The following is a 22,261-nucleotide window of genomic DNA, read 5'->3' as shown; positions in this document are numbered from 1 at the left end:
TCCAAGGAAACTGCGCCATTGCTGCGCCTCGGTATTATTCTTCTATTTTAGCCAGTACTCCCACCGGGGGCAGTTTGTCGTTTAAGCCTAATTGTTTTATCGATATGATCTTTGCTTTTTTGCCGAGCCGTGAAAGAGGGTAAAACGACGCTCCATACGTGGGGCTTTCAAAAGGCAGAAAATAAGCGTAGTGACATTTTTCCATGCGCTGCCAGAACTCTTGGTCGCTCACGTCAACCTTTGGCGGGCCGTAGCTGGACCGCCTGGAGTAAAACGTCACAAGCGTCGGTTTGATTGCGAATATGCATTCGTTTTCCGGAACGAGGGCGCTGATTTCTTTGAGGTGCTGGAGCAGACGGACATGAAAATACGCGCTGACGACCGCAATTTTTCGATTGTCATCAAACCACTCAGCAATATGCTTGCCGGCTGTTATCTCGGGTGGAACGGGCTCCAGAAAATAACGGCCGTTGATAACAAAGGTGGGCAACAGAGTCAGTATGAGAATGATCGCCAAACCCATTCCAATCGATCTGGGATCCCCTATTCGCAGTCTGCTTCGCGTGACGTCGCTTAATAGCAGGAAACCTTGAGCGACGAAAACCGGTGTCGCTACATAAAAGTAGCGCAACGGCTCGGGATTGGGCCACGCGAATACCATGCCTAAATAAATGGCAAGATAAATCGCGTCAAATTTGAGGAATCTCAAGCGGTATAACCAGCCAGCAATACAAAGTACACCGAAAACTGCAACGACAATAACCAAGGCTGACGGTTGACTGGTACCAAGCCACCCGAATTGCCACGTTAAGTACGCGGCCGCCAATCCTTTTTGAAGCTGGTGAAGAATAAGCGGAACCAGTGGAGTTGTTAGATATACCTTCAGCCAGGAATGTGTGTAGCCCGAAATCCCTACTTGCGTGGAAGCACTAATCACGGCCCACAATACGAATGGAAGAGCGGACGCCACCATCAAATAAAGAAAATTCTTCGGCCTATGGGCCAAAAGAAACAACCAAAAAGCCACTAGAATCGAGAGGGCGGCAACGCGAACCAAGGTTGCACAAGCTATGGCAAATGCTGCAAGCCAAAACCAGTTGTGATTCTCTTTCCGCGTGGCGAGACTGACTCCAAGGATAGCCAACAGGCTGAAGAAAATATATGGGTTTTCGGTCCAAATATCGAGCGAAAGCAGATAGGTGTTGACCCTTAAAGCAAAGATCAGGCTGACCGCGGCGCTCAGCCATACGGAAAGCGATTCTTGCCGTAGCCAAAAAAACAGAACCAACACGGCAAGCAGTAAAAAGATCATGACCACCAAATGCGCGACCAGGACGCTTTCCCCGCCCCCTGTTAGGGCAAGAATCCAGGGAAAAAGCGGTGGATAAATGATTTGCTTGCTGTATTCGGTGAGTATCGCGGAATGCGGTTGAAAAGGTGAAAAATATTGTGCCGCAAGCATGTATCCGGCGCTGTCTCCTCCGGCGCTGGAAAGTTCATGCGACCAACCCAGCGCGATATACATGGCTGATAATGCGACAAAGCCCGCTGTCAACAAGAGCGTCTCAAGTTTCCAGTGCATTGGTTTCTGCCCTTTCTATTGTTATGTTAGCCTGTTGACAGGAAATCCTATACATGAAGTTTCGGAATCGCAGTTTCATAAACCAATGCCCCACCGGCTCACCCTGAAAAGTGGAATAGGGTAATAGAGAGTGCGAATTATTTCTGCACTGAATCCCTGCCCTGCAAATTCTCGCTCGATCTGGTAGATATTCTTAACGTGATAATGGCCACTGAAGCCCGCCAGCTTACGCCCCGCCTTGTACCAGAAATTTTCAGTCGGTCCCGATAAAATAACCTTGCCTTTCGGTTGAAGCAGAACTTTAAATTTGTCAATCAGAGTGGAGCTATTTTCAATATGTTCCAGCACATCCAATGCGAGAATGTAATCGAATTTAAGCCCGCCTACCGCCGATAGAACTTGATAGAGATCGGCGTTGACTTGCAATGCGTCGCGGACACGCCGCGCCAGCAACACATTTTCATCACAACCAACGATCCTGCAATGCCTTTGGTCTAGGTATTTGAAGGTTACCGCGCCGCCGCAGCCAAAGTCGAGAACGGTTTTTCCGGATAGTCCACCCATCAAGCTCAGGGCGGTGTCGATCCTCTTCCAAAATAGCCAGGCCATGAGCTGGTTGGGATGGGTATACGATGGCAGGGCGTTTTCGTCATATTCGCCAGGCGCCGCGCTCTGCATTAGGCCGCGGTAGATACTTTCCATCTGGCGGCGGTAATTTTTGTCGATAGCATTCAATTTGGTTTCAATGTCAAGAGCTGTTTAATAATCGAAGGAATGGCAATAGAACGTCAGGTTGCGAAAAAGAGCTCTGGGCCATCGCCGCTTTATAAGTGGTTTTAACGCAGCAAGGAGCGGGTACTTCCATGGCAGAAGGCGGGGGTTCATTTGGCGGATAAAGCGAGTTGTTACGAGATCTTGTGCGTGCACTTCTTGCCTTAAGTTTGCGTACGCTATCTGCTTGCTGCGCGGAAAATGTTGGTAAAGTATTCCAAGCAGCTGCTCCGCTTTTTCCACCGGAATATCCGCTTCGCCGTCAACCGAAATATCAAAGGTGACGATCAGTATTCCTCCCGGCTTGAGCACTCGCCTGAATTCTGAAACGATATTTTGGTACGCGTCAGTATGCTCTAATACGGATACGCAATAAACAATGTCAAAAGCGTTGTTCTGAAATGGCAGGCTGCGCAAGTCTCCGGGAACGAACCGTACACGCCCCCCGAGGCAATGGTTCAGGCGGGAATAGGCCTCGCCCAAAGAAAAGTCGTAATCGCAGCAGGAGACGATCACATTGCTAAAGCGGGATGACAGGAAATAAGGAAAAAAAGTCACGCCCGAGCCTGCGTCAAGAATACGCAACTCAGATTCCTGCCTCGCGTTACCCGCATAATCCGAAATCCTGGAGAACACATACGGATATTCCCATTGCCTGCTCCACTGGTGCAGCGGGTCAGCGACCCATTTTCCCTGGTACCGTTTCAAATGTCGCGACTGTGAGTGGAGAAAGCTGCCGGAAAAATCCTCCATCGACTTAAACAGATTGCTTTGCAACAGCCGGTGATAATCCGGAATTCTGGGCAGCCCGGAATGGAGCGGCAAAGACATCGTGATCGCCGGACGCTCGCTAGATTGGCGTTGCATTTCTTTGTGTCAGAGGAATGCTGGGTTCGTGTGTAATGTCGTAATTTACCGCTGAAAGCAGCAGCTGGAACCCCATCAAAAGCAGCAAGCCCACAACCATGACTGTTCCCGCCGGAGTGGGTTTCCCAATATACGCAGGCCCCACCCAATGATAAATCCCATAGGTCAGCCCGGCGATCATGGCGGGAACGCCGCATATTATTTCCAATGACGCGATGTTGAATTCGCGGACAAAATATTTGAATGCAATGCGCTTGAGGAATCTGTTGAAATACTTTCCGGGAAACTGAAGCGCAACCTTGGGAATGTTCATGCTACTGGTTTCCCCGCGGTAACGCGGCAGCATAGGCACATCCATTACCACTGCATTAGCAATGCCAAGCTGGAACAACATGTCGCTCTCAAAAAAATATCCGCGGTCCAGGCTCTCGGTGTCCAGCTGCCTGAAGGCCGCGAAATGCAACGCGGTAAAACCGTTGGTCGGGTCCATTATGGACCAATAACCCGACGAAAGTTTACTGATTAACGACAGGAACGCGTTGCCGAAAAGTCGCGAGCGTGGCATGCCAGCAAGATGTTTGGGGTAAAAAAATCTGTTGCCCTTGGCGTAATCGGCTTTGCCTTGCACCAGCGGCGCCAACAGCAAAGGAACGAGCTGTGGATCCATTTGCCCATCTCCGTCTACCTTGACTGCGACATCGGCGGCGTTCGCAAATGCGTGCGCATAGCCACTTAGCATCGCGGCTCCCACGCCTTGGTTCGTCTTGTGTTCTATTACCACTACGCGCGATTCATCCGGAAAATGATCGCGCACGACCTGGCCGCTGTGTTCCGGACATCCGTCGTCCACCACGATGACGTTGCGCACGTGATGCAACGCGAGCGTTTGCTCAACGACATTGATGATTTGCCCGCTTACGCGGTAGCATGGAATAACGATATCAATCTGCATGCAGGACGGAATTGCACCAGGGGCGCGAGCTAGGCGAGCGCGCCAGTAGTTCGCTTTCTGACAGCGATAAGCTCATGGTTGGGTAAGCGGACCCTTTTTTTTATGAGAAACCGGTCCAGTTCGTAAACGGCGTTGCCAAGCCGCCTGCCGGCGCTTTCCCGGTTTTTGATAAATGCACCGATAATCTTGTACAGGCCGGACACCATTATATCGACGGCTTTGAATCCGAAGACGGGCGGCGCCAAAAACACGAACAGCGGCTCCCGGCTAACGATTTCCAACCCCGCTGCGTCGAGCAGCGCTAAATAATTCATTTTACCTCGGAATTTGACGTGCGGCAGCAGGGAGTAGTCCTTTGTTGCGAGCTGGTCGAACAACAGCAGAAGCCCGGCCGGCTTTAATATGCGGGCAACGGTTTTCAGCGCATTTAACGCCGCCGCATCGTCGCTGATGTGGTAAATCACGTCAAATAGCGTGGCAATGGAATAAAGGCCGCCGATTCGCACGGCGGCATCTGCCTGCGTAATGTCAGCTTGCAGAAACCGGTATTCCGGAAACTTCGCGCGCAGACGGTCGATGGCGGCGTCTGCTATGTCAATTCCGGTAAGCTCGGTCACGCCAATCGCTTTCCAAAACGCCGCATAATATCCGCTGCCACAGCCGAGGTCCAGCACGTTGCACTGCGACGGCTTAATGTTCAATCTGTTCAAGGTATCCAACAGACATTCCGTTCTGCGCCGGTAAATATACTCGTTGTATCCGCGTCCGAGGGAACGGTGCCCAACCACCCCAAGGTCGGCGTCAACGGTTACCCGTTCTCTCCAATAACTGGATTCTTCGAATTTCATCAACTATGGGAGTCGCGCCGCGTTTGGACGTAAGACTCGAGCTGATTAACGATCATCTCTGATGGCGAACTTGAGCCTATCGCGGGTATAACAGTGGGTGCATCAGCTAAATCGCGCATAAAGCGTTCAAGAATTTTCTCATCATAGGGACAAAGGGTTGCCGTAGTCTCGAGACCCTCTTGCCGCTCGGTTGCCTTGCGCATCAGCAACGTGGGTATGCCTAGATAGGACAATTCTTCCTGATTGCTGCCGCCGTCGGTGATTACAAACTTGGCGCCCTGCATTAGCTTCACAAATTCGATATATCCCATGCGTGGGAGAAGCTTGATTCGAGGATTGCTTTCAAGCTTGGATAACAGATCGAATTGGGCCAGTTTTTTTCGCGTCGCCGGGTGCAAAACGAAGACCAGCGGAAACCGTACGGCAGCTGTTTCGAGCAAGTTGATTATTTGCGCCAGGCGGCGCACGTAAAAAATGTTTTCAAAGCGGTGCAGTGACACAATGCCATACGTATTCATAGGATAAGGCGGCGCGCTTTTTTGGGGAACAGCGAGTGCTATCGCGAGTGTATCGAGTAGGGTGTTTTGCCCGGTGTCGATGCGTTTGGCACGGTATTTTTTCATGTTGTCGTAGGGCCACGCTCCTGGACAAAAGGCGAGATCGGACAGCCTGAACACTGCGCGGCGAGTCAGTTCTTCAGGGAACGGATGGAAAATGTTGCCGGATCGCAAGCCGGCCTCAATATGCGCTACCGTTATACCTTTCAGTTTGCCGACAATAGCCCCAAGCAGCGTGGAGAAAGTGTCGCCATGGACCAGCATAACGCTGCTCGCGCTTGGACCTGGAACAAATTTATCCGATTCACGCAGGCATTTCCATAAACAGCGCACAAACCAGCTGCCCATTTGCACAATTCCGGTAATTTCCTTTCCGCGATACAAATAGCTGCGGGCGGCATGAATGCCAAAATCGTTCAGCAGCTGTTCCATGGTTTCTTCGTGTTGTCCGGTAAAGACTAGATTGAACGGCAAGCCCCGCTTTTCAATCTCGAGGATCACGGGCGCCATTTTTATCAGTTGCGCGCGCGTGCCCACGAAGCAGGTAAACATAGCCCGCTTACGCCTTGAACGATCTAATGCCGGGCCAGAGTAGGGTGCATGCGCCCAGCAGTTCGGATAATGTCATCCACAGCCGGAAAAGCAGGCTCAACATGATTGCATCATTGAGCGGGATGAATCCTGCAAGAATCCCGCTCGCCACTGCTTCTCTGACACCGATTCCGCCGGGTGCAAACAGTGCAAGAAATCCCAGTGTATTGCCTACAGCGTTGGCTAGCAGCATCGCCAAAACGAGGCGAGCGTTAAGGTCGGCGCCGAAAAATGTGAAATAAATGCTGGCGAAAGCCAACCCGCTCAAGACCCATACCGCCAGAAAAGCAAGCAACAAAAAAATGTAGTTTTTTCTCGGAATGCTCCGCCAGCTTTCAAATTGGCCTTTGATCCAGAATCTTGGCGCTATGTAATTGAAAAATCTGACCACATAATCTTGCGACAGCATGACCGCTGGAATGCTAATTACTCCAAGGGATCCTACTGCCCAAGACCAATCGGCATTGAAGAGAATTGCAACCAGAATAGAGGATAAAACCACGGCGGCATGCAAAAAAATTACCTGTTCGTGAAAGGTTGCAAGCAGAGTACTGTTAATGCGAATGCCTTGTTGTTTCATGAGCGTGGCGCGAGCTGCCATGCCCCACACTTTTCCCGGAAAATATTTTCCAAGCGTGGTCAAAGCAAGATGTGAAACGCTAACCAGCAGCGGCAGCTGCACCGAGGTCGTGAGCGAGATGATCTTGCCCCAACACCAAGCCGCATTGACCCAAAATACTATTTGCAATAATGCTGCGAGGACCAGGTAGGGCGCGGAGAAATGCAGTGGCGCGGTAAGCTTTTCGGATTGCTGGTGGAAGTAATTGAATAAAAAGACCAAGCTTGCCAGCACAAACAACGCGAGCCAGGCATTTTTCAGGTACTTCAAGAGATTTTCTCGTGCCAGTTGGTCAGAGCACTGCAGCGATTTTGGTTTCGATTGAATTTGCTTCGCCCTTATTGTCGGACCAGCCCACAATGACTTTGTCGCCGACTTTGGCGCCTCGGATTTTAAATCCGAGGAATGGGTTTTTGGCTATGCCCTGGCTCCACTGCGCGTCCAATACCACCGTGCCGTTGAGTGTCGCTGTGACCTGCTTTATGAAATGGGCCGGTATTCGTTGACCCTGCGGATCCTTGCGTTGGCCGGTTTCCATCGGGTGAATGATGAGCACTTTAACATCGGCGACATCGCCTTGCATGCGCGCCCGGATTTTCATTGTTTCAACCATAGTTTATGTCCTCGTATGAGGCACGAATCACAAATTGATGCATTATGCGCCCCGTAGCGGCGCAGCCCGCAGGCATAAACGAGTGTGCGTGGAAGCGAACGAGCATTTACGAGCGGGCTCCTGCAATGCTGGGATGGATTGGGCGCCATTGGTGCATATCATGCGCCGCAACCGCCTATGGTTACCCTGACTTCTTTCGCGGCGGTATAAACCTTGCCGTCGGCATTCACCACCGCCCGAACGTTAGCAGATTCACCCATTTTGATATAGGTTGAAATGTAGGCTTCGGCGCCGTTGGAGAACTGAAAGCTTGCGACGAGCGGGAACGGGTTTTTCTCTGCAATGATTGCTATAGTCCGTGTGCCCGGAATGTTGCTGGTTACCTCGAGCTGCACCCGCGCGCCGTTTTCCGCGAGGTCCGGCGCTCGTATCAGGATGTCGTTGCTCCGTTCGGCGTCGGTTGCGCCTATTTCTTTCAGGGCGTCGGCGAGCGCCCTGGCCTGAAACGCGGATTTATTCCAGGTGGCGGCCCAAATGCCGGCGGGCTTGATGACGCCTGCAATAAATGCGGCAGCAGTCGCGACGGCGTTTAGCAAAAAAGTTCTGCGCAGTTTATCCGTATGCTTGATTACCATGGGGTATGAATAGGTGAATTGTTTAGCAGTTATGTTATCGCAAATTCCACGGCATATCATGTGCCGACGATTCAGCTTCAATTCGGTCAAATGGCTTCACAGCTTGCTCTCGCAAACCCTTATGCAGGGAGGTACCCGACACTTTCCACAATCTGACCCCGTATAGCCGGTTAGAACTTATAGCATGCTTTCTATAGATTGAAACCGGATTCCGTTTAATTCCGCCAGCAGGGTTCCGATGGTGAAGCCGCCGAAGGTTTAGTGGTGTTGGCACGGCAGCGCGATTGCAGCGCAAAACCGCGGTGTGCCGGCCAAGACTAGCTTTTTACGGTTTTTGCGGATTTTGGCGAACTGCCCTGTTTGGCGTGCCACACCCCGGATTTGCCGCCTTGCTTGTGCAGCAGGCGGATGCCTTCCATGCGCATGCCGCGATCTACGGCCTTGCACATGTCGTAGACGGTCAGCAGTCCAACGCTTACCGCGGTGAGGGCTTCCATTTCCACGCCAGTGCGCCCCACGGTTTCGGCGGTAGCCCGACATTTCACCGCGCTATTTGCCCGATCCACGTTGAAGTCCACTGACACTTTGGTTAACGCGAGCGGATGGCATAACGGTATCAGTTCGGCAACGCGTTTCGAGGCCTGGATTGCGGCAACTCTGGCGACTCCCAGCACATCGCCTTTCTTGGCGCTGCCAGCCAGGATCTTCTTGAGCGTTGCGGGCAACATGTAGATATTGCCGCAAGCGCTTGCAATGCGAAGGGTTTCCCCTTTTTTCGCCACATCGACCATGCTTGCCCGCCCTTGGGCATCGAAATGCGTGAGTTTCTTTGCCATAGATTTCCGGGGCCTAATTAGGAACTCAGCTTGAAAAGTTTTATCATAGCATCATGCGCTTAAGCTATCTAATCATCCCGTTGCTGGTGCTCGCGCCGCAGGCGTTTGCGGAAGGTCTGCCGGAGTTGGGAGAACCGTCGCAAACTACACTTTCACCGTTGCAGGAGCAGCAACTCGGCGACAGCATTATGCGGGAAATTCGCGCCGACCCGAGCTATTACGACGATCCGCCGCTGAACGACTATCTAAACAATTTGGGCTACCGCCTCATTTCCAGTAGCCGCGACCCGCAGACCAGTCTCGACCTGTTCGCGATTCAAGACAGCGAAATCAACGCATTCTCGCTGCCCGGAGGCTACATCGGCGTCAATACCGGTCTTATTCTGCTTACGCAAAACGAATCCCAGCTTGCCTCGGTACTGGCGCACGAAATGGGACACATAATGCAACATCACATCGCGCGCCTGCTGGCGCAGCAGAAATGGTCGCTCGCGACATCGCTGGCCGGGATAGCGGTAGCGATACTCGCCGCGCGCTCCAACGCTGACATGGCGCAGGGAGCGTTGATTGGCTCTCAGGCCTTGGCGACGCAGACCCAGCTCAATTTTACCCGTCAAGATGAACAAGAAGCAGACCGCATCGGCTTTCAGACTCTGAAAAGCGCCGGCTTTGATGTTCGCGCCATGCCGGCGTTTTTTGAGCGCTTGCAGAAAGCAACGCGCTTCGTCGAGGGCAACGCTCCGTCGTACCTGCGCACCCACCCGCTAACCGCCGAGCGTATCGCCGATATGGAAAACCGCGCGCAGAGTGTGCCTTACCGGCAGGTTCCACCCAGTCAGGATTTCCAGTTTATCCGCGCGCGCCTGCAGGCCCAGGAAACTCCGCCGCAAGATGGGATCACCTTTTTTGAAACCAATCTGCAAGAGAAAAGGTACGTTATGGAGTCGTCGCAGCGCTTTGGGCTTGCCGTCGCCTTTATGCGCGCAAAAAACTACGAGCGTGCCGACCAGGAATTGTCGCAGGTGAGAAAAATGGCGCAACCCAGTCCGCTCATCGAGCTGGTGGCCGGCCAAATAAAGCTGGGCGAGGGGAAAAATGCCGATACCGTGGCCATTTACGAGGCGGCGCTGAAAAACTACCCGGAATACCGGCCACTGGTTTATGCCACCAGCAATGTTTACCTGTTGAACCATCAGCCGCAACAAGCGCTCAATTTGATTTCCGACCGCTTGCAGTATTACCCGCAGGATTACCACTTGTATCTACTGCAGGCCAGAAGCTACGCAGCGCTTGATAAAAAACTTCTCGAGCATAAATCACAAGCCGAAGCCTATTACCTTTTGGGTAATCTGCCGGGCGCAGTCGAGCAGCTGCAAATCGCGCAAAAAAGCGGCGATGGCGATTTTTACCAGCTTTCAGCGGTTGAAGCGAGGCTCAAAGAACTGCGCTCGCTCCAGGCGGACTCAAAAAAGCAATAGCATCAGCCAAGCACAACAACCAGCCGCGCGTAGATGAGCCCGGTAGCGGCGCAGCTGCCAATTATTGGGATGATGCCGATTTTGTAGCGTATCAGCGCCAGCAATGCGGCCGTTCCGATCAACAGCAGCGGCCATTCGAATCCCGCGCCAAAGCCTTGTGGCCAGAGCACGTGATAAGCGAAGAACAGGGCGAGATTAAGCATCACGCCTACCACCGCGGCGGTAATCCCATTAAGAGGAGCGGTGAACTTGATGTCGCCGTGGGTGGTTTCGATAAATGGGCCGCCTAGCAGGATAAACAGGAAGCATGGCAGGAACGTGAAATAAGTTGCCACCACCGCGGCGATTGCACCTGATATAAACTGGATTCCCGGACCGGCCACTTCCCGTGTCCAGCCGCCGACAAATCCCACAAATGCTACTATCATGATGAGGGGCCCGGGAGTGGTTTCACCCAGCGCCAAACCGTCTATCATCTGCGTAGCGGTAAGCCACCCATAATGTTCTACGCCCCCTTGATAAACGTACGGGAGCACCGCATATGCGCCCCCGAAAGTGACCAAGGCGGCCTTGGTGAAAAACCAGCCCATTTGGGTGAGCGTTGCGTCCCAGCCGAAAAGCATGTCAAGGGCTGCCATCACCGCGCCCCATAACAACAGGCCGACCAAGCTGTAATAAGCGAAGCGTGGCCAGCTAAAGCGCGCGTGTTGCGGTGTCGGCGTGTCATCATCTATGATGGCGGGGCCAAAGCGTTTGTCCTGCACTCCGTGCCCGCCGCCGATGGCGAATTCATCCGGAGCCCATTGCCCGCCCAGAAAGCCAACGATGCCTGCGCCCAGCACGATGTAAGGAAAGGGAGCTTTAAATGCGAAAATGGCTATGAAGGCGGCGGCAGCGACAAGCCGGAGCCAGGCGTTTTTAAGAGCGCGCGAGCCGATGCGGTACGCAGCGAACACCACGATTGCGGTTACCGCAGGCTTGATGCCATAAAATAATCCGGCGACCAGTGGTACGTTGCCATAAGACAAATAAATCCAACTTAGCGCAATCAAGATAAACAGCGAAGGCAGCACGAACAGCACCCCCGCGACGAGTCCGCCTGAAGTCTTGTGCATGAGCCAGCCAATGTAGGTCGCGAGCTGCTGCGCCTCGGGGCCGGGCAGCAGCATGCAATAGTTGAGGGCGTGAAGGAAGCGCCTGTCTGAAATCCAGTGTCGCTTTTCCACCAGTTCCTGATGCATGATCGCGATTTGCCCGGCCGGTCCGCCAAAGCTGATGAAGCCAAGCTTTAACCAGTAGCGGAAAGCCTCTGCGCGTGATATTTGAGACATCGTCTTGGGCGATATGTCCATCTAACGCTGGCTTCTATAAACTATGGAACCTCTGAACAAATCCTCCGCTCATTACGTTGCGGGTAAAATGCGGAAGGATGCAAGGCGCGCGACGAAGGCCGTAGCGAGCGGAGGCGTGCAACGACGCTGACGCCGCATTTTAACAAAAACGGAGGGACGGGCTTGTTCCTGTGCTCTGCTTTGTTGCTCGGCTTGCCCAAGGAGCGTGCCTATTGGCTGCACCTCGCTTCGCGCACCCGGTTGAAGACAACGCGCCGTCGCAACCGCGTGGAACTTAACTAGAGGTTTACTGTATCGTATGTATATTTAGTTCGCCGCGCCGTGAACATGGAAAAAATCGGCAAGTACGAAATTGTGAGAGAAATCGCGAAAGGGGCGACCAGCTCGGTTTTTCTTGCGCATGACCCGTTTGGCGGGCGGCAAGTGGCAATTAAACTGGTCAACTCCGAAGGGTTGCGAGATAAACAGAAGGGGCGGCGTTATAAGAAGCTGTTCCTCACCGAAGCTTCGTTGGTAGGCAAGCTGTCGCACCCGCATATCGTGGCAATTTATGATGCGGTGGCCGAGGACCAACTCTGCTACATCGTCATGGAGTATGTCCCGGGCGCGACCCTGGAAAAGTATTGCAAAGTCGAAAACTTGCTGCCGATAGATACAGTCATCGAGATCATCTTCAAATGCAGCAAAGCGTTGGCATTTGCTCACCGCCACGGCATTATTCATCGCGATATCAAGCCGGCGAATATCATGTTCAGCGATGGTTTTGACATCAAAATTTCCGATTTTGGAGCGGCGCTCACCGACCAGACAGAAACTACCCAGGTCATAGGCGTCGGCTCTCCAGCCTATATGTCGCCACAGCAGGTAAAGGAACAGCCGCTGACCCACCAAACGGATATATATTCGCTGGGAGTAGTGATGTATCAATTGTTGAGCGGGAGGCTGCCATTCACTGGAAACAACAATTACAGCACGATATACCAGATTATTAATGTAGACCCGCCGCCGCCGAGCTTATACCGTCCTGAAATCCCGCCCCATCTAGATGTAATCGTCAAAACCGCGCTGCGCAAAGACCTGGAAACGCGCTATCAGACCTGGGAAGAATTTGCTCAAAAACTGATCGAGGCGTTCAACAATCTGGAGAAACCCAAGGAGGACGTTTCCGAAGGTGAAAGATTCGATGTTTTGCGCAAGCTGGCGTTCTTCAACCAATTTAGCGATGTCGAGCTGTGGGAGGTCATGCGAATTACCCGCTGGCGCAAATATGGGCCGGGGATCACCCTGATCAAAGAAGGCGGAATCGGCAAATCGTTTTTCATTCTTGCTTCAGGGGAGGTTAATGTGACCAAGGAGGGTAAACTTCTCAATATATTGGAGGCTGGCGAATGCTTCGGCGAAATGGCGTACTTGGGAAAAACCCAGTTCACGCGCAGCGCAAGCATTACCTCGGCAAGCGATGTAACGGCGATTGAGATCACATCCGAATCCTTGGCGCAGGCATCGGAAAACTGCCGTCATCAATTTAACCGCGCTTTTCTTGAGGTTCTGGTTGACCGCCTGTCCGCCGCCAATATCCGCCTCTCGCAGTTACTGCTCGACCGCAAGATCAGCATTTTCTGATCCATTTGCGGCGCTGTAGCCCTCCACGGATGTTTGGTATAGTAAATCCCCGATAACTTGAAAATTCCTTCATGCAAGGTTTCAAGGAGATTAATCCCGACGAATTGCAGGATATGCAGTCCGTAGGAAGCTTAAGGCTGATAGACATCCGCAGCGACGCCGAATTAACGCGCGGCCTGATCCAAGTTGCATTGCATGTTCCCCTGTCTCTGCTGCCCGGCAAAGTAAGCGAGAGGGATAGCACAACACCGAACGTGTTTTATTTTCAGTCAGGCGCGCGTTCGGCGCAGGCTTGCGCGTTTTTTGCGGGCAAAGGTTTCAACAAGTCGTATCACCTGCAGGGCAGCGCTAGCAGGTGGGTGCGCAGCGGACGGCCACTCGAAGGCCGCGCACCATGAACTTCGATAAGGAAATCGATACGCGCGGCTTGAATTGCCCGCTGCCGATTCTGCGAACCAAAAAAACGCTGTCCGAGATGTCTTCGGGACAGGTATTGAAGGTGCTAGCGACCGACCCCGGATCGGTCAAGGATTTTCTTGCGTTCTCCAGACAGACCGGAAACGAATTGCTGTCGCAATCTGAGGAGCGCGGGGAATTTATTTTCTTCATGAAAAAGCGGTAATACACGCGCCGATAACCGCCATGATCGCGCTTTATCAGTTCCAACCCGCATTTGGCTTGCCAAACGCGAGTCCCTTCTGCATGAAAGTGGAAAACTACCTGCGCATGGCGCGTATCCCCTATGAGATCGCACCTAATGCGAGCCATTTCAAGGCGCCCAAACGAAAATTGCCTTACATCCGCGATAGCGGCAAGATTGTCGCCGATTCCAGCTTCATCATCGAATACCTCAAATCGGCTTATGGGGATCCGCTTGATGCAAGGCTCACGGCTCTTGAGAACGCGCAAGCCCTCGCCCTGCGCAGAATGATGGAAGAAAATCTCTACTGGACGATTGTGTATGCGCGCTGGATGGTGCCGCAAGGCTGGAAAATGACCCGGGCGGAGTTTTTCAAGCCTGTTCCGGTATTGCTGCGCAGGCCAATTTCCGCATTGGCGCGCCGTGGCGTTGCCAGGCAACTGTGGGGACAAGGCATGGGCAGACACAGCGCGGAAGAGGTTTACCACATCGGCAATATCGACATTATTGCGCTCGCCGAATTCCTGGGCGGCAAACCGTTTTTCATGGGAGAAAATCCGACGTCGCTGGACGCAACCGCTTATGCTTTTCTCGCCAATATCATTCTGGTTCCGCTTGATTCCGCGCTCAAGCAGCACGCCCTTAAATGCCCGCACCTCGAAGCATATTGCCAGCGCATGCGGGCAAGGTATTACCCTTAACGCAGTTTCTCAAGCTGTGCGCTGAGTTTCTCCAGCGCTGCACCGAAGTTGGCGAGACGTTCCTTTTGCCGCTCAACAACATCGGTGGGAGCGCGCGTGATGAATTCCGGATTAGCCAGCTTGGCAATTGCCTTGGCGATTTCGTCCTCTACCCGAGTGATTTCCTTTTTCAGACGCTTGCGCTCAGCGGCAACGTCGGTTTCTACCTGCACCATAAGGCGCCAATCACCGACGTGCAAAACCGGCGCGTCGTGCTCGGGAAGCTTGGGGACGATATTGAAGTCGGATAAGCGCGCGAGCGCGACCGTCGCTGCAACACTTGCCTGAAGCTCATTCATGTCGCCGTCCCCCGACGCGTAAAGCGAGACACGCTGCGAGGGAGGAATTCCCATTTCGCCGCGCAGCTTGCGGATCGCGTTGACGCGCTCTTGCATCCGGCCCATTTCTGCCTCGGCCTGTTTGTCAATACGCTCGGCCTGCGACTTTGGGTAAGGCGCGAGCATAATGCTTTCGCCGCTCTGCCCTGCAAGCGGTGCGATCCGCTGCCACAGTTCTTCGGAAATGAACGGGATAATCGGATGCGCAAGTCGCAGTGCCGCCTCCAGTACGGCAACCAGCGTTCGACGCGCGCCACGCTGCTCGTCTTCGGAGCCTTTCGCCAGCTGATCCTTGGCAATTTCGACGTACCAGTCGCAGTACTCGTCCCATACGAACTGATAAATGGCGTTCGCCACATTGTCGAAACGGTATTCGGAAAAACCTCGTTCCACTTCGTCCTCGGTCCGCTGAAGGCGGCTGATAATCCACCGGTCTCGGGAAGAAAGCACAAAAGGTTTCGCTTCGCCCACCCCGCAATCTTTGCCTTCGCAGTTCATAAGCACGAAACGCGCCGCGTTCCACAGCTTGTTGCAGAAATTGCGATAGCCTTCGCAGCGATTGAGGTCGAAATTGAGCGTGCGCGCGAAGCTGGCGAGCGAGGCAAACGTAAAGCGCAACGCATCCGCGCCGTAGGAAGGAATGCCGTTCGGGTAATGGCGGCGGATGTATTTCTCGATTTTTCCTTTGTGCTCGTCACGCAACAGACCGATCGTGGATTTCGCCAGCAGTTCCTCCAGGCTGATGCCGTCTATCAGATCAAGGGGGTCAACGGTGTTGCCTTTTGATTTCGACATCTTTTGGCCGTCGGCATCGCGCACGATGGCGTTGATGTAAACATGGCGGAAAGGCACTTTACCGGCGAAGTGCAGCGTCATCATGATCATCCGCGCCACCCAGAAGAAAATAATGTCGAAACCCGTCACCAGCACCGAGGACGGCAGGAATATTTCGAGATCTTCGGTTTTTTCCGGCCAGCCGAGCGAGGAAAACGGCACCAGCGCCGAGGAAAACCAGGTATCCAGCACATCTTCATCACGTGTCAACGCGATCCTGCCTTTTGCGGCGGCTTTCGTGTTTGCTTCCGCTTCATCGCGCGCAACATAGCAATTGCCTTTTTCGTCGTACCATGCAGGAATCTGGTGGCCCCACCACAATTGGCGCGAGATGCACCAGTCCTGGATATTCTCCAGCCAGTGGTTGTATGTGGTGGCCCAATGTTCAGGAAAGAACTTTACAGCGTTGCTTCTAACAGCATCTACCGCCGGTTTAGTCAGCGCGATGCGGCCGCCCGGGCCCGGTTTCCAGTCGGCTCGCGTATCGCGGGTGAGATCGATAAACCACTGATTGGTGAGCATCGGCTCGACAATCACGCCGGTGCGTCCGGAGCGAGGCACGCGCAGCTTGTACGGCTTTTCTGAAACCAGCAGATCCTGAGCTTTGAGGTCCGTGAGGATGCGCTTACGTGCCTCGAAGCGGTCGAGGCCCCAGTACTCCTTCGGAATGCCGAGGTCCGTTGCAAGCTGCTGTGTGTCTACTGACTCAGTTTTCCCGCCATATTCATTGGAGGCGAAATGCTTCTGAGATTGGGTGCCGATGGGTGAAATCGAACCGCCAATTATCCGCGCGTCAAGAGTTAGGATGCTGAACATCGGAAGATAGGATAAATCCTTGTGGCGTAACCAAACCTGATAGTCATTGAAGTCGTGCGCCGGCGTGATTTTCACGCAGCCGGTGCCGAATACCGGATCCACATATTCGTCGGCTATGACCGGAATGATTCGGCTGGTGAGAGGGAGTCTGACGTGCTTTCCTACAAGGGATTTGTAGCGTTTGTCCCCGGGATTTACCGCCACCGCCACGTCGCCCAGCAAGGTTTCGGGTCGCGTGGTTGCGACCACCACGCCGTTCGCGCCGTTTTCCATCGGATAGCGGATCTCCCAAATTTTGCCGTCTTCTTCCTCGTTGTCGACTTCCAAGTCGGACACTGCTGTGCCGAGCACCGGGTCCCAGTTGACCAGGCGTTTGCCGCGGTAAATCAGCCCTTGTTCATACAGCTGCACGAACACTTCGATGACTGCGCGCGACATACGCTCGTCCATCGTGAAATAACCGGCATGCTGGCCATTGGCGCTCGCGTAGTCCCAGTTGCCCGAGACTCCGAGGCGGCGCATTTGGCGCGTGATATTGGCGCCCGACTGCTGTTTCCATTGCCATACGCGCTCAACGAATTTCTCGCGACCGAGGTCGCTACGCGTCTTGTTTTCCATATCGAGCTGGCGCTCGACGACAATTTGCGTAGCGATGCCGGCATGATCAGTACCCATCACCCAGTTGGTGTTGAACCCGCGCATGCGGTGGTAACGGATGAGAATGTCCATTAGCGTTTGTTGAAACGCGTGCCCCATGTGCAAAGTGCCGGTGACGTTGGGCGGAGGCAGCTGGACGCAATAGGCCGGCTTATCCGAACTTGGGGAATGGGCGAAATAGCCGCGCTTTTCCCATTCCTTATACCAGCGGTTCTCTATGACGTGCGGGTCAAAACTCTTGGGGAGCTCCATGGTGAGACGCTAACGCGAAAAGCAACGATTATATCTTATCGTTACTTATCACTATTGGAACGGTTTGCTACAAGAGAAGCGGATCCTGCGGGTTTCCGGTGATGTTCAAGTTGCGCATCCAGCGCATGGGCAATTGCATCGTCAACCATATTCTTGGTGCTGTTCTTGAGTTCGGCGAGCATCCGTTCCAATACTTGCTCCAGCATCCTTGCGAGCTGTGGCTTAAGGTGCTGCTGCAGTTCGTTACTAATGCGGGCATCCAGATTTTGCAATACATGTTGGTAGATTTCGATGGCGATCGCTTCCAACTGCTCCGGGCTCAGGTCCGGCATAGTGGCGCGCTCCGTGCCACTGGCGACCACGTCGGTGAGCGTAGGTATGGCGTCGTCCCGGCTCAGGGCGTCGGGCTTCCTCATTAGTGCATCCATTTTATCCAGAATGTCGTCTTGCTTTGGCATAACGGGCCTTACAAAATGCCTGGGGACTGGCTGAGATCATAATGATGGATCTCGTATCCACGGTCGCGGTAGAAGCGGAAGCGCTCGCGACCGGCCTGGCTGTCGATTTTATCCATGCTTACAATTTCGATGAGACGCTGAAAGCGGCTAAAAAACGGCGCAAGCTCAGAACGCAAATTAATCAATATCTCGTCGTGCGGAAGCGGCTCGGCGATATGATCGATGATCACCGGTGTTTCCTCCGCCAGGCGGTCAGCAGCGCGGCAATGCGGGATGAAGCCGATCGCTGGGTGGCACCACATCAGTTTGTCGAGCTTGTCGCTGGTTTCCGAGTCCGCGGTGTAAACCATCACGCGCGCGTCGCGTTCCAGGGCTTTTGCGCACAAGCCGCAGGCAACTTGCAGCTTGTTGTCAGCGTGAGAATAAAAGTCAATTTGTGTCATGGGTATCAGGCGTTAGCCGCCCTCTGGATCAGAAATTGCGAAAGCAGCGGCACCGGCCGTCCGGTGGCCCCTTTTTCCCTGCCGCTTTTCCACGCCGTGCCCGCGATGTCGAGGTGTGCCCAGGTGTATTTCTTGGTAAAGCGCCACAGGAAACATGCCGCGGTGATGCTTCCCGCGGGGCGGCCGCCAATGTTCGCCATGTCGGCAAAATTGCTTTTTAGCTGCTCCTGGTAATCTTCCCAAAGCGGCAGCTGCCAAGCACGGTCTTGCGTGTAATCGCCGGCATGAAGCAGGTCGCGCGCAAGAGTTTCATCGTTGCTGTACAGGCCGGATGCAACATGTCCAAGTGCAATCACGCAGGCGCCGGTAAGTGTGGCGATGTCGATTACCAGGGCCGGGTGAAAACGCTCTGCATAGGTAAGTGCGTCGCAAAGGATCAGGCGTCCTTCGGCGTCGGTATTGAGAATTTCAATAGTTTGCCCGGACATGCTGGTGACAACGTCACCCGGCCGACTGGCGTTGCCGCCCGGCATGTTTTCCGTGGTAGGAATGATGCCTACCACGTTAAGCGGCAGATGCATCTGCGCTGCGGCTAGGATTGTGCCCAGCACGCTCGCTGCCCCGCACATGTCGAACTTCATTTCATCCATTTCCGCGGCGGGCTTGATCGAAATGCCGCCGGTATCGAAAGTGACGCCCTTGCCGACCAGCGCGATGGGATTTTGCTTCCGGGCCGCGCCCGAATACTGCATAGTAATCAGCTTGGGCGGCTGACTGCTTCCGCGCGCAACCGACAGCAGCGAGCCCATGCCAAGCCTTTCCATGTCTTTTCTCTCAAGCACTTCGGCCTTGAGATGATGTTTTTTGGCAAGCTGCAAAGCCTGTTCCGCGAGATAGGTCGGCGTGCAAATATTGGCCGGCAAATTGCCCAGATCCTTGGTGAGTTTCACGCCTTCCGCGATGGCAAGCGCCCGCGCGAGCGCCGCTTCAGCGCGTTTCAATTCGCCGCGCGCCGCCACCATCAAGGTTAATTTGCGAAGCCGATCATTTTCTTCGTCATGCTTGCTTTTCAGGCGGTCAAATCGGTAGGTCGAATCCCGTGCCACCAAAACGGCCTGCAGGACATTCCAACCGGCATCGCGCTTGTTAATCGTCAGTTCTGTGAGGCCCAGTACGGCTTCGGGCACTCCCGTTGTGTTGAGCATCTTAACGGCCGCGCGCACTGCTTCGCGATATTTCTGCTCGTTGAATTCTTGTTTGCTTCCCAGGCCCACCAGCAGCACTCTGTCGGATGCAATCTTTGGAACGTTGTGCAACAGAAGAGTGGAACCCGGCTTGCCGTGCATATCGCCGCGGCGGAGAATGCTGCTCAGGTACCCGCCGGAAGCCCGGTCTATGGACTTTCCCGCCGGTGAAAGTTCACGCGCTGCGAATACCCCAACCACCACGCACGCAGCGCGCTGCTTTTCCAAGTCACCAATTTTTATGCTAAATTCCACACTTTGCTCCTTCCATCTGATGTGTTTTCAGTAATGCCGCGCAACATCGCATTATCCACAGAGTTTTTATGATAAGTCAAAATCAGCGGATGAAGAAGTCATGATATTCCGCCGTGTTTTGCTGCGCGAATTCGCCGACGTTGCGCTGGTGCTGTTTGTAGTAATGTTTGCCATCGTTATCGTCACACAGCTCGTGCGTTTTCTCGGCGCTGCAGCGAGCGGGGAGGTGGCTCCGGAAGGCGTGTTGGCGCTGCTTGGCTTCATGGCCCTCTACTATCTCCCGGTATTGATGACGTTGACACTGTTTATCTCGGTGTTACTGAGCCTGACTCGAAGCTACCGGGATTACGAAATGGTTGTGTGGTTCAGTTCCGGCATGAGCATCACGGCTTGGATTCGCCCGGTGTTAACGTTCGCCATTCCTATGGTCGTGGTGATCGCGGCGCTAAGCCTGTTCCTTTCCCCGTGGGCGTTTGACAAAAGCGAACAATACCGGCATCAGCTGGAAGCTCGCGAAGACGTCGCGACGCCTACCCCTGGGATATTTCGTGAATCCAAACATGCGGACCGCGTTTATTTCGTGGGAAGCGCCGCAGGCGCGGGCAACACCGTATCCGATATTTTTGTAAGCTCCGTTCAGCACCAGCAATTGGGCATCATGGTGGCAAAGAGCGGCTATCAGGAGACGCGCAAGAACGGCGACCGTTTTCTGGTGCTGATGCACGGCACGCGTTACGAAGGAGCGCCGGGCTCCGCCGCATACAAAATTACGGATTTTGACAAGTATGAAATACGCGTCGAGCCTTATGAAGCGAATCAAGTAGTGCCGCAAAAACGAGGAGCTACCACGCTGGAATTACTGCGCGAGAATACTCCGGCGAGCCTTGCCGAATTCGTATGGCGCGCTGGCCTGCCGGTGAGCGCATTGTTACTTGTCCTGCTGGCGATACCCTTGAGCTTTGTCAATCCGCGCGTTGGGCGTTCGTTCAACCTGATTTTGGCGCTTGCGGTTTATATGGTTTACAGCAACAGTTTGAGCATCGCTCGCGGACTTGTGGCTCAGCAGAAAATTGGACTGGAGCTTGGATTCTGGGGAGTCCATGCGTTCATGCTGTTGCTGCTGTTGGCGCTGTTTTACCGGCGTCTTGCAATGTTTTCTTTATTCAGAATTGCGCGATGAGGATTCTTAACCGCTATCTCAGGCGGCATATTTTCGGCAGCACCCTGCTTGTATTTTGCGCACTTCTCATTTTGTTTACTCTGTTCGACCTGATTCATGAGCTGGGCGACATCAGTTCCAATTACCCATTGCGCCGTATCCTGCTGTATGTACTGCTCATCATTCCACGCCACGTGTACGAATTATTTCCCATTGCGGCGCTTATCGGCACCCTGGTTGCGCTTGCGCAGCTGGCTGTGCATTCGGAGTACGCGGTAATGCGCGTGTCCGGGGTGTCGGCAAAAAGCATGGTTTTCTCGCTGCTGCAGACCGGATTGGTATTTGTAGTGTTGACTTTTGTATTCGGCGAATTCATCGAACCGGCTAGCGAGCGCGCCGCTCAGGAAGTGCGCCTTAAATCATTAAACCTGGTGGTAGCGCAGGAATTCCGCTCGGGCCTGTGGGTTAAGGATGAACAGAGCTTTGTCAACATCTCGCAAATTCTTCCTGATTCGACGTTACAGGGTGTGAAAATTTACGAATTTGATCCGCAGCAGCATCTGCGCACAATCAGCTTTGCCAAGGAAGGCAAGTACCTCAACGGCAATAAATGGCGCTTGAGCGATGTGATGCTAACGCGATTCGATGACGAGAAGACGACTGTGGAGTCGGTTCCCGAGGCCACGTGGTATTCGGTACTGAATCCAAACATTTTGGACGTGCTCATGGTGGTGCCGGACAAGATGTCGGCGTGGAACCTTTATTTATACACAGAGCACTTGCGCGAAAATAATCAGCAAACATCGCGCTACGATCTAGCGCTATGGAAAAAGCTAATTTATCCTATCGCAGTTCTGGTGATGATGCTGCTGGCACTTCCGTTTGCTCAATACCAGAGGCACACCGGCGGCATCAGTGCAAAAATATTCGCTGGTATCATGCTTGGCCTGGGGTTCTTTTTTTTGAATAACCTTTTCGCTCATCTCGGCTTATTAAGCGACTGGCCGCCGTTTTTCTCCGCCGCAGCTCCAACAATTTTGTTCTTTGTTGCCGCAACAGCGATGATCTGGTGGGAAGAAAAGCGATAAAGTGCAATATTCA

The 22,261-nt window shown here is 53.5% G+C and carries 22 protein-coding genes; 7 read left to right on the top strand and 15 right to left on the bottom strand.

What is annotated here, in order from left to right; all coding sequences use genetic code 11:
- Window positions 1–34: 34 nt before the first annotated feature.
- The 10 genes from VLV32_02590 to moaC form a co-directional block, all read right to left on the bottom strand.
- Window positions 35–1,582: a hypothetical protein gene (locus VLV32_02590; protein ID HUL40785.1), complete on the bottom strand. Its 1,548-nt coding sequence runs from the start codon at window positions 1,580–1,582 to the stop codon at window positions 35–37.
- 75 nt (window positions 1,583–1,657) lie between these two features.
- Window positions 1,658–2,284, bottom strand: coding sequence for a class I SAM-dependent methyltransferase (locus tag VLV32_02585; protein HUL40784.1), 627 nt, complete (start codon window positions 2,282–2,284; stop codon window positions 1,658–1,660).
- Window positions 2,285–2,341: 57 nt separating this feature from the next.
- Window positions 2,342–3,184, bottom strand: coding sequence for a class I SAM-dependent methyltransferase (locus VLV32_02580; protein ID HUL40783.1), 843 nt, complete (start codon window positions 3,182–3,184; stop codon window positions 2,342–2,344).
- A 19-nt stretch (window positions 3,185–3,203) separates the two neighbouring features.
- Complete coding sequence (locus tag VLV32_02575; GenBank protein HUL40782.1) at window positions 3,204–4,172, bottom strand: glycosyltransferase family 2 protein; 969 nt, start codon at window positions 4,170–4,172, stop codon at window positions 3,204–3,206.
- Between the two features lie 29 nt (window positions 4,173–4,201).
- Complete coding sequence (locus VLV32_02570; GenBank protein ID HUL40781.1) at window positions 4,202–5,020, bottom strand: class I SAM-dependent methyltransferase; 819 nt, start codon at window positions 5,018–5,020, stop codon at window positions 4,202–4,204.
- Complete coding sequence (locus VLV32_02565; GenBank protein HUL40780.1) at window positions 5,020–6,129, bottom strand: UDP-N-acetylglucosamine 2-epimerase; 1,110 nt, start codon at window positions 6,127–6,129, stop codon at window positions 5,020–5,022. The genes VLV32_02570 and VLV32_02565 overlap by 1 nt, the downstream gene beginning before the upstream one ends.
- A gap of 7 nt (window positions 6,130–6,136) precedes the next feature.
- Window positions 6,137–7,057: a lysylphosphatidylglycerol synthase domain-containing protein gene (locus VLV32_02560; GenBank protein HUL40779.1), complete on the bottom strand. Its 921-nt coding sequence runs from the start codon at window positions 7,055–7,057 to the stop codon at window positions 6,137–6,139.
- A gap of 22 nt (window positions 7,058–7,079) precedes the next feature.
- Window positions 7,080–7,400 (bottom strand): thiosulfate oxidation carrier complex protein SoxZ, encoded by a 321-nt coding sequence (gene soxZ, locus VLV32_02555; protein ID HUL40778.1) that lies wholly within the window; start codon window positions 7,398–7,400, stop codon window positions 7,080–7,082.
- A gap of 158 nt (window positions 7,401–7,558) precedes the next feature.
- Entirely contained in the window at window positions 7,559–8,035 is a 477-nt protein-coding gene (gene soxY / locus VLV32_02550; GenBank protein HUL40777.1) for a thiosulfate oxidation carrier protein SoxY, read from the bottom strand.
- A gap of 317 nt (window positions 8,036–8,352) precedes the next feature.
- Window positions 8,353–8,871, bottom strand: a complete 519-nt coding sequence (moaC, locus tag VLV32_02545) for a cyclic pyranopterin monophosphate synthase MoaC (GenBank protein HUL40776.1) — start codon at window positions 8,869–8,871, stop codon at window positions 8,353–8,355.
- Between the two features lie 53 nt (window positions 8,872–8,924).
- Here moaC and VLV32_02540 point away from each other — a divergent pair, with 53 nt between their 5' ends.
- Window positions 8,925–10,349, top strand: coding sequence for a M48 family metalloprotease (locus VLV32_02540; GenBank protein HUL40775.1), 1,425 nt, complete (start codon window positions 8,925–8,927; stop codon window positions 10,347–10,349).
- Window positions 10,350–10,351: 2 nt separating this feature from the next.
- On the opposite strand, the gene chrA is transcribed toward VLV32_02540, so the two are convergent.
- On the bottom strand, window positions 10,352–11,680 hold the full coding sequence (gene chrA / locus VLV32_02535) for a chromate efflux transporter (protein ID HUL40774.1): 1,329 nt from the start codon (window positions 11,678–11,680) through the stop codon (window positions 10,352–10,354).
- Between the two features lie 348 nt (window positions 11,681–12,028).
- Here chrA and VLV32_02530 point away from each other — a divergent pair, with 348 nt between their 5' ends.
- The 4 genes from VLV32_02530 to VLV32_02515 all read left to right on the top strand — a co-directional run bounded on the left by VLV32_02530 (window position 12,029) and on the right by VLV32_02515 (window position 14,665).
- Complete coding sequence (locus VLV32_02530) at window positions 12,029–13,324, top strand: serine/threonine-protein kinase (protein HUL40773.1); 1,296 nt, start codon at window positions 12,029–12,031, stop codon at window positions 13,322–13,324.
- 71 nt (window positions 13,325–13,395) lie between these two features.
- Window positions 13,396–13,722: a rhodanese-like domain-containing protein gene (locus VLV32_02525; protein HUL40772.1), complete on the top strand. Its 327-nt coding sequence runs from the start codon at window positions 13,396–13,398 to the stop codon at window positions 13,720–13,722.
- Window positions 13,719–13,946, top strand: a complete 228-nt coding sequence (locus tag VLV32_02520) for a sulfurtransferase TusA family protein (GenBank protein ID HUL40771.1) — start codon at window positions 13,719–13,721, stop codon at window positions 13,944–13,946. Before VLV32_02525 ends, VLV32_02520 begins: the two co-directional genes overlap by 4 nt.
- Window positions 13,947–13,966: 20 nt before the next feature.
- Entirely contained in the window at window positions 13,967–14,665 is a 699-nt protein-coding gene (locus VLV32_02515) for a glutathione S-transferase family protein (protein HUL40770.1), read from the top strand.
- On the opposite strand, the gene VLV32_02510 is transcribed toward VLV32_02515, so the two are convergent.
- From VLV32_02510 to VLV32_02495, 4 genes are read right to left on the bottom strand one after another with little or no spacing between them, the layout of a single operon-like run.
- The gene (locus VLV32_02510) at window positions 14,662–17,601 is read right to left on the bottom strand and encodes a valine--tRNA ligase (protein ID HUL40769.1); all 2,940 of its coding nucleotides are present in this window, start codon (window positions 17,599–17,601) and stop codon (window positions 14,662–14,664) included. The two genes, VLV32_02515 and VLV32_02510, sit on opposite strands and share 4 nt — an antisense overlap.
- Window positions 17,602–17,642: 41 nt before the next feature.
- Window positions 17,643–18,059, bottom strand: coding sequence for a hypothetical protein (locus tag VLV32_02505; GenBank protein HUL40768.1), 417 nt, complete (start codon window positions 18,057–18,059; stop codon window positions 17,643–17,645).
- An 8-nt stretch (window positions 18,060–18,067) separates the two neighbouring features.
- Complete coding sequence (locus VLV32_02500) at window positions 18,068–18,502, bottom strand: DNA polymerase III subunit chi (GenBank protein ID HUL40767.1); 435 nt, start codon at window positions 18,500–18,502, stop codon at window positions 18,068–18,070.
- A gap of 5 nt (window positions 18,503–18,507) precedes the next feature.
- Complete coding sequence (locus tag VLV32_02495) at window positions 18,508–20,001, bottom strand: leucyl aminopeptidase (GenBank protein ID HUL40766.1); 1,494 nt, start codon at window positions 19,999–20,001, stop codon at window positions 18,508–18,510.
- Between the two features lie 100 nt (window positions 20,002–20,101).
- On the opposite strand from VLV32_02495, the gene lptF reads away from it, so the two are divergent.
- Entirely contained in the window at window positions 20,102–21,181 is a 1,080-nt protein-coding gene (gene lptF, locus VLV32_02490; protein ID HUL40765.1) for an LPS export ABC transporter permease LptF, read from the top strand.
- Window positions 21,178–22,248 (top strand): LPS export ABC transporter permease LptG, encoded by a 1,071-nt coding sequence (lptG, locus tag VLV32_02485; GenBank protein ID HUL40764.1) that lies wholly within the window; start codon window positions 21,178–21,180, stop codon window positions 22,246–22,248. The genes lptF and lptG overlap by 4 nt, the downstream gene beginning before the upstream one ends.
- Window positions 22,249–22,261: the final 13 nt, after the last annotated feature.

Source organism: Burkholderiales bacterium, from assembly GCA_035518095.1.
Taxonomy (GTDB): Bacteria; Pseudomonadota; Gammaproteobacteria; order Burkholderiales; family JAHFRG01; genus JAHFRG01.
The sequence above is the reverse complement of the archived record's forward strand: the minus strand, read 5'-3'. Positions and strand labels throughout refer to the sequence as shown.

What these genes read in the sequence shown, in the direction of transcription:
- VLV32_02570 (HUL40781.1), bottom strand. Translation starts at nt 5,020, where the DNA reads ATGAAATTCGAAGAATCCAGTTATTGGAGAGAACGGGTAACCGTTGAC.
- VLV32_02530 (HUL40773.1), top strand. Translation starts at nt 12,029, where the DNA reads ATGGAAAAAATCGGCAAGTACGAAATTGTGAGAGAAATCGCGAAAGGG.
- lptF (HUL40765.1), top strand. Translation starts at nt 20,102, where the DNA reads ATGATATTCCGCCGTGTTTTGCTGCGCGAATTCGCCGACGTTGCGCTG.
- chrA (HUL40774.1), bottom strand. Translation starts at nt 11,680, where the DNA reads ATGTCTCAAATATCACGCGCAGAGGCTTTCCGCTACTGGTTAAAGCTT.
- soxZ (HUL40778.1), bottom strand. Translation starts at nt 7,400, where the DNA reads ATGGTTGAAACAATGAAAATCCGGGCGCGCATGCAAGGCGATGTCGCC.
- VLV32_02520 (HUL40771.1), top strand. Translation starts at nt 13,719, where the DNA reads ATGAACTTCGATAAGGAAATCGATACGCGCGGCTTGAATTGCCCGCTG.
- VLV32_02590 (HUL40785.1), bottom strand. Translation starts at nt 1,582, where the DNA reads ATGCACTGGAAACTTGAGACGCTCTTGTTGACAGCGGGCTTTGTCGCA.
- VLV32_02540 (HUL40775.1), top strand. Translation starts at nt 8,925, where the DNA reads ATGCGCTTAAGCTATCTAATCATCCCGTTGCTGGTGCTCGCGCCGCAG.
- VLV32_02500 (HUL40767.1), bottom strand. Translation starts at nt 18,502, where the DNA reads ATGACACAAATTGACTTTTATTCTCACGCTGACAACAAGCTGCAAGTT.
- VLV32_02515 (HUL40770.1), top strand. Translation starts at nt 13,967, where the DNA reads ATGATCGCGCTTTATCAGTTCCAACCCGCATTTGGCTTGCCAAACGCG.
- VLV32_02510 (HUL40769.1), bottom strand. Translation starts at nt 17,601, where the DNA reads ATGGAGCTCCCCAAGAGTTTTGACCCGCACGTCATAGAGAACCGCTGG.
- VLV32_02505 (HUL40768.1), bottom strand. Translation starts at nt 18,059, where the DNA reads ATGCCAAAGCAAGACGACATTCTGGATAAAATGGATGCACTAATGAGG.
- VLV32_02575 (HUL40782.1), bottom strand. Translation starts at nt 4,172, where the DNA reads ATGCAGATTGATATCGTTATTCCATGCTACCGCGTAAGCGGGCAAATC.
- VLV32_02580 (HUL40783.1), bottom strand. Translation starts at nt 3,184, where the DNA reads ATGTCTTTGCCGCTCCATTCCGGGCTGCCCAGAATTCCGGATTATCAC.
- VLV32_02585 (HUL40784.1), bottom strand. Translation starts at nt 2,284, where the DNA reads ATGGAAAGTATCTACCGCGGCCTAATGCAGAGCGCGGCGCCTGGCGAA.
- lptG (HUL40764.1), top strand. Translation starts at nt 21,178, where the DNA reads ATGAGGATTCTTAACCGCTATCTCAGGCGGCATATTTTCGGCAGCACC.
- VLV32_02565 (HUL40780.1), bottom strand. Translation starts at nt 6,129, where the DNA reads ATGTTTACCTGCTTCGTGGGCACGCGCGCGCAACTGATAAAAATGGCG.
- moaC (HUL40776.1), bottom strand. Translation starts at nt 8,871, where the DNA reads ATGGCAAAGAAACTCACGCATTTCGATGCCCAAGGGCGGGCAAGCATG.
- soxY (HUL40777.1), bottom strand. Translation starts at nt 8,035, where the DNA reads ATGGTAATCAAGCATACGGATAAACTGCGCAGAACTTTTTTGCTAAAC.
- VLV32_02525 (HUL40772.1), top strand. Translation starts at nt 13,396, where the DNA reads ATGCAAGGTTTCAAGGAGATTAATCCCGACGAATTGCAGGATATGCAG.